General features: G+C 59.8%; 10 protein-coding genes. 5 read left to right on the plus strand and 5 right to left on the minus strand.

Annotation, left to right across the window (positions count from 1 at the left end):
• Positions 1 to 12 precede the first annotated feature (12 nt).
• Positions 13 to 2,280, plus strand: a complete 2,268-nt coding sequence (locus LOY68_RS31620) for an autotransporter domain-containing protein (RefSeq protein ID WP_265041944.1) — start codon at positions 13 to 15, stop codon at positions 2,278 to 2,280.
• Positions 2,281 to 2,481: 201 nt separating this feature from the next.
• Here LOY68_RS31620 and oadA read toward each other — a convergent pair whose 3' ends face one another.
• Positions 2,482 to 4,290: a sodium-extruding oxaloacetate decarboxylase subunit alpha gene (gene oadA / locus LOY68_RS31625; protein ID WP_265041946.1), complete on the minus strand. Its 1,809-nt coding sequence runs from the start codon at positions 4,288 to 4,290 to the stop codon at positions 2,482 to 2,484.
• Between the two features lie 11 nt (positions 4,291 to 4,301).
• Positions 4,302 to 5,717: an acetyl-CoA carboxylase biotin carboxylase subunit gene (locus tag LOY68_RS31630; RefSeq protein WP_008030739.1), complete on the minus strand. Its 1,416-nt coding sequence runs from the start codon at positions 5,715 to 5,717 to the stop codon at positions 4,302 to 4,304.
• A 190-nt stretch (positions 5,718 to 5,907) separates the two neighbouring features.
• Between LOY68_RS31630 and LOY68_RS31635 the strand changes: the two genes are divergently transcribed.
• Entirely contained in the window at positions 5,908 to 6,870 is a 963-nt protein-coding gene (locus tag LOY68_RS31635) for a LysR family transcriptional regulator (protein ID WP_054048279.1), read from the plus strand.
• Here the strand turns inward: LOY68_RS31635 and LOY68_RS31640 are convergent.
• The 3 genes from LOY68_RS31640 to LOY68_RS31650 all read right to left on the minus strand — a co-directional run bounded on the left by LOY68_RS31640 (position 6,812) and on the right by LOY68_RS31650 (position 11,307).
• Positions 6,812 to 7,024: a PA3496 family putative envelope integrity protein gene (locus LOY68_RS31640; protein WP_082356652.1), complete on the minus strand. Its 213-nt coding sequence runs from the start codon at positions 7,022 to 7,024 to the stop codon at positions 6,812 to 6,814. The two genes, LOY68_RS31635 and LOY68_RS31640, sit on opposite strands and share 59 nt — an antisense overlap.
• Before the next feature lie 212 nt (positions 7,025 to 7,236).
• Positions 7,237 to 8,103 (minus strand): transcriptional regulator HexR, encoded by an 867-nt coding sequence (gene hexR / locus LOY68_RS31645; protein ID WP_008027445.1) that lies wholly within the window; start codon positions 8,101 to 8,103, stop codon positions 7,237 to 7,239.
• 273 nt (positions 8,104 to 8,376) lie between these two features.
• Complete coding sequence (locus tag LOY68_RS31650) at positions 8,377 to 11,307, minus strand: EAL domain-containing protein (RefSeq protein WP_265041951.1); 2,931 nt, start codon at positions 11,305 to 11,307, stop codon at positions 8,377 to 8,379.
• A gap of 201 nt (positions 11,308 to 11,508) precedes the next feature.
• Here LOY68_RS31650 and uvrD point away from each other — a divergent pair, with 201 nt between their 5' ends.
• The 3 genes from uvrD (at position 11,509) to LOY68_RS31665 (ending at position 15,326) form a co-directional block, all read left to right on the plus strand.
• Positions 11,509 to 13,692 (plus strand): DNA helicase II, encoded by a 2,184-nt coding sequence (uvrD, locus tag LOY68_RS31655; RefSeq protein WP_054048276.1) that lies wholly within the window; start codon positions 11,509 to 11,511, stop codon positions 13,690 to 13,692.
• Positions 13,693 to 13,837: 145 nt separating this feature from the next.
• Positions 13,838 to 14,278: an EamA family transporter gene (locus LOY68_RS31660; protein WP_054617085.1), complete on the plus strand. Its 441-nt coding sequence runs from the start codon at positions 13,838 to 13,840 to the stop codon at positions 14,276 to 14,278.
• Positions 14,279 to 14,456: 178 nt separating this feature from the next.
• Entirely contained in the window at positions 14,457 to 15,326 is an 870-nt protein-coding gene (locus tag LOY68_RS31665; RefSeq protein WP_054048272.1) for a Tim44 domain-containing protein, read from the plus strand.
• Positions 15,327 to 15,371 lie beyond the last annotated feature (45 nt).

Raw genomic sequence — 15,371 nt, forward strand, 5'->3', positions numbered from 1 at the left:
AGGCCAAACCCGATGTCCGATCAACACACGTTCCGACCCAAACACCTCACGCTGGCGATTGCGCTGGCGCTGGGTTGCGCTGAGTTTACCAACGCTCAAGATCTGTCTGCTCATACCGAATTGCCTGCCCCCGCCGATGCAAAGGAGGTGCCGAGGGTTGAGTCAAAACGTGATCTGCGGGGTGTTTTTCAAGCGTTCATCGAGAACAACAGCACTGTTCCCAAAGAAATTGACTCACCTGAAAATGTTGTAAAAGGAAGAGACGCCGACGACCTTATCGTCGTGAAGAACGGTGGCAGCTTCAAAGACCGCGCTGAAGGTGGCAAAGGCACGAACGTCATCCATCTTGATGCCTCTGACGGTGGCGAGTTGGGAGACACACGAAACTTCGCTGGCCTCTTCAGTTCTCAGGGCTCGTGGACGCTGACCAGTAAAAGCGACTTCAAGGAAGGCGTGGCGGTGCTGAACGACGGCATCCTGACTAACAACGGGAAGATCCTCGGTCGAGCGATTGCGGTTGGACAACTCATCAACAATGGCGAAATCAGGGGCGGCGTCGACGTCGAAGAAGGTGGCACTTTCGCGGGTGCTGGCACCGTCGGCAGCCTGAACGTGCACGGTCAAGTCAACGTCAACAGATTACACGGCGCCCCAACGGTCAGAGGCAACTTGAGCCTGTCCAAAACAGGCGTCTTGGCCTACGAGATCAATCCCGATGGCCAAGGAGAAACGATCAAAGTAGGTGGCACTGCCAGCCTCGGTGGCTCCACGCTGAAAATCGTCACGATGCCGGGCGACTATCCGCAAAGCAGCCAACACACTCTCATCGAGGCTAAAAAGGTCGAAGGCGAATTTGGTGAAGTCCTCAACGACCTGGCCTTCATGGACCCCAAGCTCGAGTACACCAAAAAGAATGTTGGCCTGACCTACACCCGTAACGATGTGCCTTTCGAGAGCCTTGCCACTTCCGACAACGGACGCGAGTTCGCCAAAAATATCACCGAGCCACAACCCATCCCCGAAGCCGAAGTACTTTCTGAAACCGTGAGCTCCGGCATCGCGGATACTTCCGCCGCCGCCGAAACTTCCGACCCTGCACCACTCCCAGCCGTCGTCGCCGACGCTTCCGATAATACGCAACAACCATCCCCCATCGCTGACATCTCCGGCGCAGCTCCAAAGCCGTCGACCACCGCAAACGCTTCCGCCACCGATCAAAAACCACCCGCCACGACAAACGCCGCCATCGACGCCCTGCTCGCCTCCAACAAGCAAACCGCCTCGCTGGCCCTCGAGCAACTCGCCGGTTCCAGTAACGCCAATCTGGCCAAAGCAACCTTGAGCAGCGTCGATCCGGTCAGTGGCAGCATGCTCTCGGCCATGCGCCAACTGGGCAACACTCACGGCAGCGGCAACCTGCGCGATCGAAAAAATGCGCCAAGGGTTGCAGCTGGAAGCGAGGACAATGGCAGAGTCTGGCTGCAAGCTCTTGGCCACAGCGGGAAACTGGATCGCGACGTTTCCCCCCTGCAGCACTCGACCAAGGGCCTGCTGCTGGGCGCCGACTGGAGCATCGATGAGGAATGGCGGCTGGGGGTCATGGGAGGCAAATCCCAGACTCAGATGGACAGCCGCGAACTCGAGGGCAATCTCGACAGCTGGCACTTGGGCGCTTATGCATTGCGTCAGAACGGTCCGATGTCACTTCGTCTCGGCGCGACTTACAGCAGCCACGACGGCAACACAGCACGCCGGGTAGCGTTCACCGGTTTCAGCGATCGCCCTAAAGGAAGCTACGACGCCAGTACCCAACAAGCCTTCGCCGAAGTGGGTTACAACCTGGGCCGCGCCAACATCAGCATCGAACCGTTCGCCAGCCTCGGCTATCAACGCTATCAGCGCGACGGCTACACCGAAAAAGGTGGAGCTGCGGCGCTGAAGGTCCAGGACCAGGCCCAGAACAACATGAACAGCACGGTTGGCTTGCGTCTGGCGAAGGTCGACATCCTGGACAACGGGATGCGACTGACCCCGCGCTTCAGTGCCGGCTGGAAGCACACTTATGGCGACGTCTACACCCACACTCGCCAACGACTGGTCACGGGCGGCAGCAACTACAACGTTTACGGCGTGGAGCTGGATCGCAACAGCCTTCCGGTAGATGCCGGCCTGGATCTTGGGGTTACGACCAACCATACCGTGGGCGTTGGCCTCAACGGCGAGATCGGCAGTGACAGCCGCAATCACGGCGTAATGGGCCAGTGGCGGATGGCGTTCTAACCAAAAACACCGCAAATACCTGTAGGAGCGAGGCTTGCCCGCGAAGGCGGTGTGTCAACAAACACAAATGTTGAATGTTCTGGCCTCTTCGCGGGCAAGCCTCGCTCCTACAAAGGTATGTGGTGGCCCCAAAACGACGGGCAAAAAAAAGGGGAGCACATGCCCCCCCGAGGTTTAAAGCGGTGTATCGAGGCTGTTAAATCAACCTTCGATCTCGATCAGGATTTCGCCCGGATTCACCCGGTCGCCCTTGGCTACATGAATAGCGGTGACTTTGCCGGCGATGGCAGCCTGGACTTCGGTTTCCATCTTCATCGCTTCGGTGATCAGCACGGCTTGGCCGGCTTTCACGGTGTCGCCTTCCTTGACCAGCACATCAACGATGTTGCCCGGCATGGTGGTGCTGACGTGGCCCGGTGCCGTGGCTTGTTTACGTTTGCTGCTGCCGCCGCTGACGAATTCGTTGAGCGGTTCGAACACCACTTCTTCCGGCATGCCGTCGATGGACAGGTAGAAGTGACGCTTGCCTTCGGCCTTGACGCCGACACCGGTGATGTCGACGCGGTAGGTTTCACCGTGGACGTCGATGACGAACTCGGTCGGTACGCCTTCGCCACCGGCAGAAGCCACACCGCCTGCTTCAGGAATCGGCAACAGCACTTCAGGGGTCAGGGTGCCGGCGTTGCGTTCTTCGAGGAACTTGCGGCCGATGTCCGGGAACATGGCGTAGGTCAGCACGTCTTCTTCCGACTTGGCCACGGCGCCGATTTCGGCACGCAGCTTGGTCATTTCCGGCTTGAGCAAGTCGGCCGGGCGAACGTCGATCACGTCTTCGCTGCCGATGGCCTGACGACGCAGTTTTTCGTTCACGGTGCCCGGCGCCTTGCCGTAGCCACCTTGCAGGTAAAGCTTCACTTCGTTGGTGATGGTCTTGTAGCGCTCGCCGGCCAACACGTTGAAGAACGCCTGGGTGCCGACGATTTGCGAGGTTGGAGTCACCAACGGCGGGAAGCCGAGGTCTTCACGCACCCGCGGGATTTCGGCCAGCACTTCCGCCATGCGGTTCAGGGCACCCTGCTCTTTCAACTGGTTAGCCAGGTTGGAGATCATCCCGCCCGGCACCTGGTTGACTTGCACGCGGGTATCGACGGCAGTGAACTCGCTTTCGAACTGGTGGTACTTCTTGCGCACGGCGTAGAAGTACAGGCCGATCTCTTGCAGCAGTTCCAGGTTCAGGCCGGTGTCGAACTCGGTGCCTTTAAGGGCAGCGACCATCGATTCGGTGCCAGGGTGGCTGGTGCCCGAGGCGAAACTGGAGATTGCGGTGTCGATGTGATCGGCGCCGTTTTCAATGGCCTTGAGTTGGCACATGGTGGCCAGGCCAGCGGTGTCGTGCGAGTGAATGAACACAGGCAGCGACTGCTCGCTTTTCAACGCCCGAACCAGTTCGCCAGTGGCGTACGGGGTCAGCAGGCCAGCCATGTCCTTGATCGCCACCGAGTCGCAACCCATGGCTTCCATTTGTTTGGCCTGGGCCACGAACGCGTCGATGGTGTGCACCGGGCTGGTGGTATAGGCGATGGTGCCCTGGGCATGTTTGCCTGCAGCTTTCACGGCTTCGATGGCCACGCGCAGGTTACGCACGTCGTTCATGGCGTCGAAGATGCGGAACACGTCGATGCCGTTGACCGCGGCTTTAGCGACGAAGGCTTTGACCACGTCGTCGCTGTAATGCCGATAGCCCAGCAGGTTCTGGCCACGCAGGAGCATTTGCAGACGCGTGTTCGGCAGCGCCGCGCGCAGTTGGCGCAGACGCTCCCACGGGTCTTCTTTCAGGAAACGTACGCAGGCGTCGAACGTCGCGCCGCCCCAGCATTCCAGCGACCAGTAGCCGACTTTGTCGAGCTTGTCGCAGATCGGCAGCATGTCTTCGGTGCGCATGCGGGTGGCGAGCAGCGATTGGTGGGCGTCGCGCAGGATTGTGTCGGTTACGTGGATTTTCTTGGACATTGTTTTATTCCTCACAGGCCTGCGTGGGCGGCGATGGCGGCGGCGATGGCCAGGGCCAGCTCTTCGGGTTTGCGCTTGATCGAGTAGTTGGTCAGTTCAGGGTGGCTTTCAACGAAGCTGGTATTGAACTGGCCGCTACGGAATTCCGGGTTACGCAGGATTTCCTGGTAGTACGCGGCGGTGGTCTTGACCCCTTGCAGACGCATGTCGTCGAGGGCGCGCAAGCCACGGTCCATCGCCTCTTCCCAGGTCAACGCCCACACCACCAGTTTCAGGCACATGGAGTCGTAGAACGGCGGAATGGTGTAGCCGGTGTAGATCGCCGTGTCGGTACGCACGCCAGGGCCGCCGGGTGCGTAGTAACGGGTGATCTTGCCGAAGCTCGGCAGGAAGTTGTTTTTCGGGTCTTCGGCGTTGATCCGGAATTGCAGCGCGAAACCGCGGTGCTGGATGTCTTCCTGTTTCACTGAAAGCGGCAGGCCGGACGCAATGCGGATCTGCTCACGCACGATGTCGATGCCGGTGATTTCTTCGGTGATAGTGTGTTCCACCTGCACCCGGGTGTTCATTTCCATGAAGTACACCTCACCCTCGGCGAGCAGGAACTCCACGGTGCCGGCGTTCTCGTAACCCACGGCCTTGGCTGCGCGCACCGACAGGTCGCCGATGTAGGCGCGCTGTTCCGGGGTCAGTTGCGGGCTCGGGGCGATCTCGATCAGCTTCTGGTTGCGGCGCTGGATCGAGCAGTCTCGTTCGAACAGGTGCACCACGTTGCCAAAGCTATCGCCGAGGATCTGCGCTTCGATGTGTTTCGGGTTTACGATGCATTTTTCCAGGAACACTTCCGCCGAACCAAAGGCCTTGGTCGCTTCGGAAATGACTCGCGGGAAGGCTTGTTCGAGCTCTTCGCGGCTGTCGCAGCGACGGATACCACGACCACCACCACCGGAAGTTGCCTTGAGCATGACTGGGTAACCGATACGGTCACCCTCGACCAAGGCTTCGGCGATGTCCGCAACGTTACCTTCGGTGCCCGGCGTGACCGGCACGCCGGCCTTGATCATGCTGCGACGTGCTTCAGTCTTGTCGCCCATGCGGCGAATGACTTCAGCCGACGGGCCAATGAACTTGATGCCGCGCTCGGCGCAGATGTCGGCCAGTTCAGCGTTTTCCGAGAGGAATCCGTAGCCGGGATGCAACGCATCACAACCGGTTTCTACGGCCAGATTCACCAGTTTGCGCGCATTCAAGTAACCGGCCAGTGGCTCGGCACCAATGCTGTGGGCCTCGTCCGCACGCTTCACATGCAAGGCATGGCGGTCGGCGTCGGAATAGATCGCGACCGAGCGAATGCCCATCTCGGCGCAGGCACGCACGATTCGTACGGCAATCTCACCACGGTTGGCGATCAGGATCTTTGTTATCACTTGGAGGTTCCCTTGAGCCGGTGGTACCCACGACCTGCTAGACCAGGTCGACGCGTGACTAAATGTTTCGATTTAGTCGCAGCCCCACACTAGCCCTCACAAGGGATTAACAAAAATGATTAATAATTGGGTCAGGCATAAGTAAAGACTTATAGTTGGCGTATCAGCCTGTGGCCGGAGCCCGCCAAAAATGCGTAAGTCATTGATGCGTATGACATTGCGTCAATTGCAGATTTTCAATGAAGTCTGTGATTTGCGGTCCTACAGCCGCGCGGCTGACGAAATGTCCCTCACACAACCTGCCGTTAGCCTACAGATTCGTCAACTCGAGGAGCTGATTGGTCAGCCTTTGTTCGATTACGTCGGCAAAAAACTCTACATGACGGAAGCTGCCGAAGCCCTTCAACGCGCCAGCCGAGACATTTTCGGGCGCCTGGAAAACCTCGACATGCAGTTGTCGGACATGCAGGGATCGCTGCAGGGCCAGCTGAAACTGGCGGTGGAATCCAGCGCCAAGTATTTCGTGCCGCACCTGTTTGCCGCGTTCAAGCGCCAACACCCGGAAGTGAACCTGCACCTGACGGTGGTCAACCGTGGCCAGGTGATCCGACGCCTGTCGGACAACCGCGATGATCTGGTGATCATGTCGATGGTGCCACAAGACATGGGCCTGGAATTCCTGCCGTTCCTCAACAACCCGATCGTCGCCGTGGCACCGCCGGATCATCCGCTGTGCCACATGGGACCACTTCGTTTGCAGGATCTGGAGCCTTACACGCTGTTGATGCGCGAGCCGGGATCGGGCACGCGGATGGCTTGCGAAGAATATTTCAAAGAGAAACGCGTGCACTTCACCCAGACCCAGGAGGTCGCGTCGGCAGAAGCCCAGCGTGAGTGTGTGTTAGCGGGTCTGGGCCTGGCCTTGTTGACGCGCCATGCCCTGAACCTTGAGTTGGCGACCGGCGCACTCATTGAGCTGCCGGTCGAAGAGCTGCCGTTGTATCGCAGCTGGTGCCTGGTGCAGGCCAAGGCAAAACGCCTGTCACCGGTAGCGCACGCATTCCTTGCGTTTATCCGCAGCGAACGGGTGCAGATCAGCGCGCTGGTTGAGCGTTTCGACGGGAAGTTGCCGGTGCTGCCTGCCAGTAGTTGAGTTCCAGATCCTCGGGGAAATCACCGATCTCAGCCAGAAGCTGGCGGCGTTCGCAACGATCTTCGATAGCGCGGCGGAATTCCATGCGGCGCTGATCTTCTTGCTGGCGACGGGTTCTGAGGGCGCTGTTGCGTTCTTCGTAGGGCTGGGCCATTTCGGGTCTCCCAAGGCGAGTACGGGAGTTACACGATGAACGCTGGGGATGACGGTTTGGCGGCGGGTGGGTTACAGAGGTGTGAATATTGCCGGGAGATGTGGCGTTTTTGAGTAAGTATTCGCGAGCAAGCCCGCTCCCACAGGGGAATCGCATTCCAATGTGGGAGCGAGCCTGCTCGCGATTAAGGTCGGTACGACCTTACGACGACGTCAGTCGTCCAGCGCTTTCACCGATTTAGGCGACAACCGCAAGCTGCGCAGGCTGCGCTTGACGCTCTTGAGGTGGTTGACCAGGCTCGGGCCGCGGGCCATGGCCACGCCCATCGCCAACACGTCGATCACCACCAGGTGGGCGATTCGCGAGGTCAGCGGCGTATAGATTTCAGTGTCTTCGTGCACATCGATCGCCAGATTGACGGTCGACAACTCGGCCAACGGCGTCTGGCTCGGGCACAAGGTGATCAGCGAGGCGCCGCTTTCACGGACCAGATTCGCGGTGATCAACAAATCCTTGGAGCGCCCGGACTGGGATATGCAGATCGCCACATCGGTCGGCTTCAACGTTACCGCCGACATCGCCTGCATGTGCGGGTCGGAATACGCCGCCGCCGTCAGCAGCAAGCGGAAGAACTTGTGCTGCGCATCCGCCGCCACTGCGCCCGACGCGCCGAAGCCGTAGAACTCGACCCGCTGCGCCTGGGACATCAGCGAGACCGCCCGCTGCAACTCCACCGGATCGAGCTTCTCGCGAACCTCCATCAACGTGTGCAGCGTGGTGTCGAAGATTTTCAGGCTGTAGTCAGCGACCGAATCGTCTTCATGAATCGCGAACTGCCCAAAACTCGCACCGGCCGCCAGGCTCTGCGCCAGCTTCAGCTTCAAATCCTGGAAACCGGAGCAACCGATGGCGCGGCAAAACCGCACGATGGTCGGCTCGCTGATCCCCACGCTGTGGGCCAGGTCGGCCATGGAACTGTGCATCACCGCCGCAGGATCAAGCAGCACATGGTCGGCGACCTTGAGCTCCGACTTGCGTAACAGGTGGCGTGACTGGGCGATGTGTTGCAGCAGATTCAAAGGGTTCGACTCTTTGTTATTGGCAGTTGCCGGGGATGTAGCACGCTTGTAGTTATACTACATGAATCGGCTTTTTGCCTGCTCAATGCGTAACTCGATATCCCCATTCCACGCGTTATGCGCTCCATGTAGCACCTTTGGCCTTTGTAGCAGCTGGCGAAGCCTGCGTTCGACTGCGAAGCAGTCGTGAAACCTGAATACCAAATTTTCCTGTTAAACCGCATAACGCCTATTCACGACTGCTTCGCAGCCGAACGCAGCCTTCGGCAGCTGCTACAAAGGGTTGGCGTCGTTGCGCAACAGCTCGGCCAGATCAGTCGCTTCCACTGGACGACTGATCAAATATCCCTGCACTTCGTCACAGCGTTCGCCTTTCAAAAACGCCAGCTGCTCTTCCCGCTCCACACCTTCGGCCACGACTTTCAGCGACAAGCCATGCGCCATGGCGATGATAGCCCGGGTAATCGCCGCATCTTCGCTGCCCTCCCCCAAACCACGGATAAACGCCTGGTCGATTTTCACGTAATCCACCGGAATGCGCTTTAGATAACTCAGAGACGAATACCCGGTGCCAAAATCGTCGATCGCCAGTTTCACGCCCAGGTCGCGCAACTGCTGGAAGGTCGCGATGATGTGTTCGACGCTGTCCAGCAACTGGCTTTCGGTGAGCTCCAGCTCCAGGAAATGCGGCGCCAGACCGGTTTCTTCCAGCACCTGACGCACCAGACTGACCAGTTTGCCCTGGCGCAATTGATGCACCGACAGGTTGACCGAGACCCGAATCGGCGCCAGCCCTTGGCGCTGCCATTCACAAGCCTGCCAGCAGGCCTGGCGCAACACGAACTCGCCGATCGGGCCGATCAACCCGGTTTCCTCAGCCAAGCCAATGAAATCGTTGGGCGGCACCCGGCCCATGCTCGGATGGTCCCAGCGCACCAGGGCTTCGGCAGCATTCAGACGGCCGGTGTCGAGGCACAGTTTCGGTTGGTAAAACACTTTCAGCTGTTTTTCTTCGATGGCTTTGCGCAGCTGGTTTTCCAGCTGCAAACGCTCAAGGGTGCTGGCTTGCAGGCTTTCGGTATAGAACTGGAAATTATTCCCGCCCAAGTGTTTGGCGTGCTGCATGGCCATGTTCGATTGGCTGACCAGCGCGGAAATTTCCCGGGCGTTGTCTGGCAACAAGCTGATGCCCATGGACGCGCTGACCACCAGTTCATGGCCATCCACCGTCACCGGCAAGCGCAATTTGCTCGACAGGCGGGTCGCCACTCGCGCCAAGCTCGACAGGTTGCCGTAAGCATCGAACAACACCGCAAATTCATCCCCGGACAGCCGCGCAATGGTGTCCGCCTCAGGCAATGCGTTGACCAGCCGCCGGGCCATTTTCTGCAATAACTGATCGGCGATTTCATGCCCAAGGCTGTCGTTCAGCAGCTTGAAACGATCGAGGTTGATGTGCAGCAACGCCAGACTGCGCCGCCCGCCCTGCCGAACTCGTTGATGGGCTTCGCGCAATCGTTCGCGGAACAGCGAACGGTTGGCCAGGCCCGTGAGTTCGTCGTAATGCGTCAGGTAGCGCATGCGTTCTTCGGATTCGCGCCGTGCGGAAAGATCGGCGAAGAAGCCCACGATATGACTGACCTTTCCCCGAGAATCGCGCACAGCGTTGAGTTGCAGCCATTGCGGGTAGAGCTCGCCGTTCTTGCGGGTTTCCACCAGTTCGCCTTGCCAACTGCCGTGCTGCTCCAGGGATTGATGAATCGCCCCATAATGCCGACGGGCATCGCGACTGCACGGCAACTCGACAACGTTGCGCCCGAGCATGTCTTCGATGTCGTAGCCCGTCACCCGGCTGAAGGCTTGGTTGACCGCAATCAGCGCGTAATCCGGGTCGAAAATCACGATGCCTTCACTGGCGGCCTCGAACACGGTGGCCGCCAGTTGTCGCTGTTCTTCCTGACCTTTGCTGGCGCTGATGTCGCGACGGGTGCCGACCATGCGAATCACCCGGCCACTTTCACTGCGCTCCACTGCGCGGCCACGGTCTTCGATCCAGACCCAGTGGCCATCGCCATGCCGTACGCGGTATTCGATCTGGTAATCCTCGCTGCGGCCCTTCAAGTGCTCGACCAGCGCGCGTTTGAGGGACGGCACGTCGTCCGGATGCAGGCGCGGCCGCAGGTGACTGAGCATGGCCGTCACATACTCCGGCGCCAGGCCGAACAACTCCTGGATCTGGGTGTGATGGACCTCATCGGTTTGCAGGTTCCAGTCCCACAACCCCAATTCGCTGGCCTTCAACGCCAACGCCAGGCGCGCTTCACTCTTGCTCAGGGCCTGGGTGGCGGCGCTCAGTTCCTGGCTGCGCTCAGCCACGCGATTTTCCAGTTCGACCTGGGCTTCGCGCAGCTCTTCTTCGGCATGGCGGCGCTGGTCGATTTCCTTGGCCAGTTCGTAATTGAGCTGGTCACTCTTGGTCTGGGCGAGCTGCAAATGCTCGATCAGCGCCTGGTTCTGGAAACGCCGAAGCAAGCCGCGATCAATCAACCGATTGACCTGCCAGGCCACCACGCTCAAGGCGCCCAGCAGGATCAGTCCGAACCAGCCCCAACCTTGCTGCTGCTCGTCGCCGCCCCAAAACATATAGCCGATGGCCGGCAACAGACAGGGCAAGGTAAAGGATAGAAATGCAGGCAGGCTGACCGCGTAGGCCACGCTGGCCGAGAGCGCTGCGGCGCCGATCAGGCCGAAGACCCAGGCTTGCTGGATAAAGGTGTCGGCAGGGACCAGCGCGATGCCGGCGCCAGCGAGGGTCAGGCCGGTCATGGCCGAGCCCAGCAGAAACATGCGGATCCAGATCGGATGGGCCTGGCGGTTGGGGATCGCCGAATCGAAGGCTGCCACTTGAATCACGCGTAGCGCCACCAGCGACAACAACCAGACCAGCCAGACGCTGACCAGGAAGTAGCGCTGCGGGCTCCAGAGCAGGCCGGCGCAGACCAGACCATTGATCAGCATGAACAGCGTCGGCAACAACGAGCCCTGGTACAGCAGGCGCGTGCGTTCGACCGCCATTTCCATGGCGTACTGTTTGCGGATAACCCGGGGCTCCACAGAGGGGCCCGACAGGTCGGAGCTGAGGGTCGTAGTCAATATTCTTGTTCTTATAATGAGCGTGGTGAGCCCGAATTGTGCACGGAGCATACACAAGCATGGGCCGGGACCAAACTGCCCCAGATCACAAAGTAGACCAAAGTATCGACCGCCGGCATCGATATAAAAGCCTCCAAGCGAGCCCCGCCGCCGCTTGCAGCCAGTGACCGACCGGTCGTCCTCCGCAGATCTTTCATCGGCTAAATCAAAGCGGGGTTTGCCCGGTGTGGCGCCGCCCCCTAGAATGCCCCGATGCGCGATGATCTCTCCCTTCTGCTGAACTCCCTCAACGATGCCCAACGCCAGGCCGTAGCTGCCTCCGTGGGTCGTCAGTTGGTCCTGGCCGGTGCTGGTTCCGGTAAAACCCGAGTGCTGGTGCACCGTATCGCCTGGTTGATCCAGGTCGAGAACGCCTCGCCCCACTCCATCCTGTCGGTGACCTTTACCAACAAGGCCGCTGCGGAGATGCGTCATCGCATCGAGCAGTTGATGGGGTTGAACCCGGCCGGCATGTGGGTCGGCACCTTTCACGGCCTGGCGCACCGCTTGCTGCGGGCGCACTGGCAGGAAGCCGGGCTGAGCCAGACCTTCCAGATTCTCGACAGCGATGACCAGCAACGCCTGGTCAAGCGGGTGATCCGCGAGCTGGGCCTGGACGAGCAACGCTGGCCGGCTCGTCAGGCTCAGTGGTTCATCAACGGGCAGAAAGACGAAGGTCTGCGTCCGCAACACATTCAGGCCAGCGGCGATTTGTTCCTGGCGACCATGCGCAGCATTTATGAAGCCTATGAGGCTGCGTGCCTGCGCGCGGGCGTGATCGACTTCTCCGAATTGCTGTTGCGCGCCCTCGACCTGTGGCGCGATCACCCGGGTTTGCTGGCGCACTATCAGAAGCGCTTCCGCCATATTCTGGTGGACGAGTTCCAGGACACCAACGCCGTGCAGTACGCCTGGTTGCGTCTGCTGGCCAAGGGCGGCGACAGCCTGATGGTGGTCGGCGACGACGACCAGTCGATCTACGGCTGGCGTGGCGCGAAAATCGAGAACATCTATCAGTACTCCGACGACTTCCCGGATGCCGAGACTATTCGTCTGGAGCAGAACTACCGCTCCACCGCCGGCATCCTCAAGGCTGCCAACGCCCTGATTGCCAACAACACCGGGCGCATGGGCAAAGAGCTGTGGACCGACGGCGGCGAAGGCGAAGCGATCAATCTGTACGCCGCGTTCAATGAACACGACGAAGCGCGTTATGTGGTGGAAACCATCGAAAGCGCGCTGAAAACCGGCTTGGCCCGCAGCGATATCGCGATTTTGTACCGTTCCAACGCCCAATCCCGCGTTTTGGAAGAAGCCTTGCTGCGTGAGCGCATTCCGTACCGCATCTATGGCGGTCAGCGCTTCTTCGAGCGGGCGGAAATCAAGAACGCCATGGCTTACCTGCGCTTGCTGGAGGGCCGTGGCAACGATGCGGCACTCGAGCGGGTGATCAACGTCCCGGCCCGTGGCATCGGCGAGAAAACTGTCGAAGCGATTCGCGACCATGCCCGTCATAGCGATGTGTCGATGTGGGAAGCCATGCGCCTGCTGGTAGCGAACAAGGGCCTGACCGGTCGTGCGGCCGGCGCTCTCGGGGCGTTTATCGAGCTGATCGAGAACCTCGCCGCCAAGTGCATGGACATGCCGCTGCACCTGATGACCCAGACCGTCATCGAGCAGTCGGGGCTGATTGCCTACCACGAAGCGGAAAAAGGCGAGAAAGGCCAGGCTCGGGTAGAAAACCTTGAGGAACTGGTCAGCGCCGCGCGCAACTTCGAAAACGCGGAAGAAGACGAAGACCTGACGCCGCTGTCGGCGTTTCTCGGCCACGCCTCGCTGGAAGCCGGCGACACCCAGGCCGACGAGCACGAAGACAGCATTCAGTTGATGACCCTGCACAGCGCCAAAGGCCTGGAATTCCCTTACGTGTTCCTGGTGGGCATGGAAGAAGGTTTGTTCCCGCACAAGATGAGCCTGGAAGAACCGGGTCGTCTTGAAGAAGAACGCCGCCTGGCCTACGTCGGTATCACCCGGGCCATGCAGAATCTGGTGATGACCTATGCTGAAACCCGTCGCCTGTACGGCAGCGAGACTTACAACAAGGTGTCGCGTTTCGTACGTGAAGTGCCGAAAGGTCTGATCCAGGAAGTGCGCTTGTCCAACAGTGTCAGCCGCCCGTTCGGCGGTGGTCAGCAGCAGAGTTCCAGCAGTTTGTTCGGCGGCAGCGAAATCCCGGACACCGGTTTCAGCCTGGGTCAGGCGGTACGGCATTCGGTGTTTGGCGACGGCGTGATCCTGAACTTCGAAGGCGCCGGGGCACAGGCTCGGGTGCAGGTGAACTTCGGTGAAGGCAGCAAGTGGCTGATGTTGGGGTATGCGAAGCTGGAAGCAATCTAAAGCTGTCAGCTTTTCTGTGGGAGCGAGCCTGCTCGCGAATAGTCGCGCCGCGGTTTATCAGATACTTCGCGGCGCTTTCATTCGCGAGCAGGCTCGCCTCCCACAGACTCCAACTGTCGTGGTTGATCTTATAAGGATGCAAACCATGGGCTCAGGCTTCTTTTCCTCCTGGACATTCTGGGCCCTGTTATCGGCGGCATTCGCCGCCATGACCGCGATCTTCGCCAAGATTGGCATCGAAAACGTCAATTCCGACTTCGCCACCCTCCTGCGCACGATGGTGGTGCTCGTCAGCCTGGCCTTGATTTTGTACGCAACGGGCCAATATCAATCATTAGGATCGATCTCGGCCAAGAGCTACCTGTTCCTGCTGTTGTCAGGACTGGCGACCGGCGCCTCATGGATTTGCTACTTCCGCGCGCTGAAACTCGGCCCGGCCTCTCTGGTCGCTCCGGTAGACAAGCTCAGCGTGGTGCTGGTGGCGGTGCTCGGCGTAATTCTGCTGGGCGAGAAGCTCGACCTGCGCCAATGGGGTGGTATCGGTTTGATTACCGCCGGTGTAGTCATGCTGGCGCTACGACGCTAGGTATCTTTCCTACAAGACTTATCCACTCGTCCTACGGACCAAAGTAACAAGCCTTATTGCGCTGACTGAAGCTGAACATCACCTGTCAGGCAAAAGCCCGAAACACTCTGCCGCTAGCCAGTAACACTTCAGCTGTGCAACATGGCTCGCGTGCAATCCACAAATGGGAATTCCCCTTATGAAACGTTTTCTTAGCATCGCCATGGCCTTGTGTATCGGCCTGACGATGAGCCTCGACGCCAACGCCAAGCGCTTTGGTGGCGGTAAAAGCGCCGGCGCTGCGCCGACCCACCAGACCAGCCAAATGGCGCCTTCTTCTGCCGCAGGCGGCGCTGCGGCCACTGCGGGTGCTGCCGGTGCCGCTGGCGCTGCGGCCAAAGCCGGCGGTGCTTCGCGCTGGCTCGGCCCTCTGGCCGGTATCGCGGCCGGTGGCCTGCTGGCCTCCATGTTCATGGGCGGTGGCTTCCAGGGCATGCAGATCTTCGACATCCTGATCATGGCCGTCATTGCGTTCCTGATCTTCCGCTTCATCGCCGCCCGTCGCCGCAAGCAGCAGGACCACCTGGCTCCGGCCGGTGCGCCGATGCAGCGTGAAACGTTCCAGAACCAACCTGCCGGCGGTTCCATCTTCGGCGGCTCGGCGGCACCTGCCGCAGCTCGTCCGGTGATCAACGCGCCAGCCTGGTTCAATGAACAGAACTTCCTCGAAGCGGCCCGCAACCATTTCCAGTCCCTGCAGCAGCACTGGGACGCCAACGAAATGGACAAGATCGCCGAGTTCGTGACCCCGCAAATGCTGGAGTTCCTCAAGCGCGAACGTGCTGATCTGGGCGACGGTTTCCAGTCCACGTACATCGATAACCTCCAGGTACAACTGGACGGCGTGGATGATCGTGCCGACAAGACCATCGCCACTTTGACCTTCAGCGGCGTGTCGAAGACCTCGCGTTTCGACCAGGGCGAAGTGTTCAGCGAAAGCTGGAACATGGAACGTCCACAGGGCGAGAACCAGCCTTGGCTGGTCGCCGGTATCCGCCAGAACGGCTGAACCGACTCGCGTTAAACCTGTCGCAATGCTATCCCTGTAAAAAGC

It is taken from the genome of Pseudomonas sp. B21-053 (assembly GCF_026016365.1).
Lineage (GTDB): Bacteria > Pseudomonadota > Gammaproteobacteria > Pseudomonadales > Pseudomonadaceae > Aquipseudomonas > Aquipseudomonas nunensis.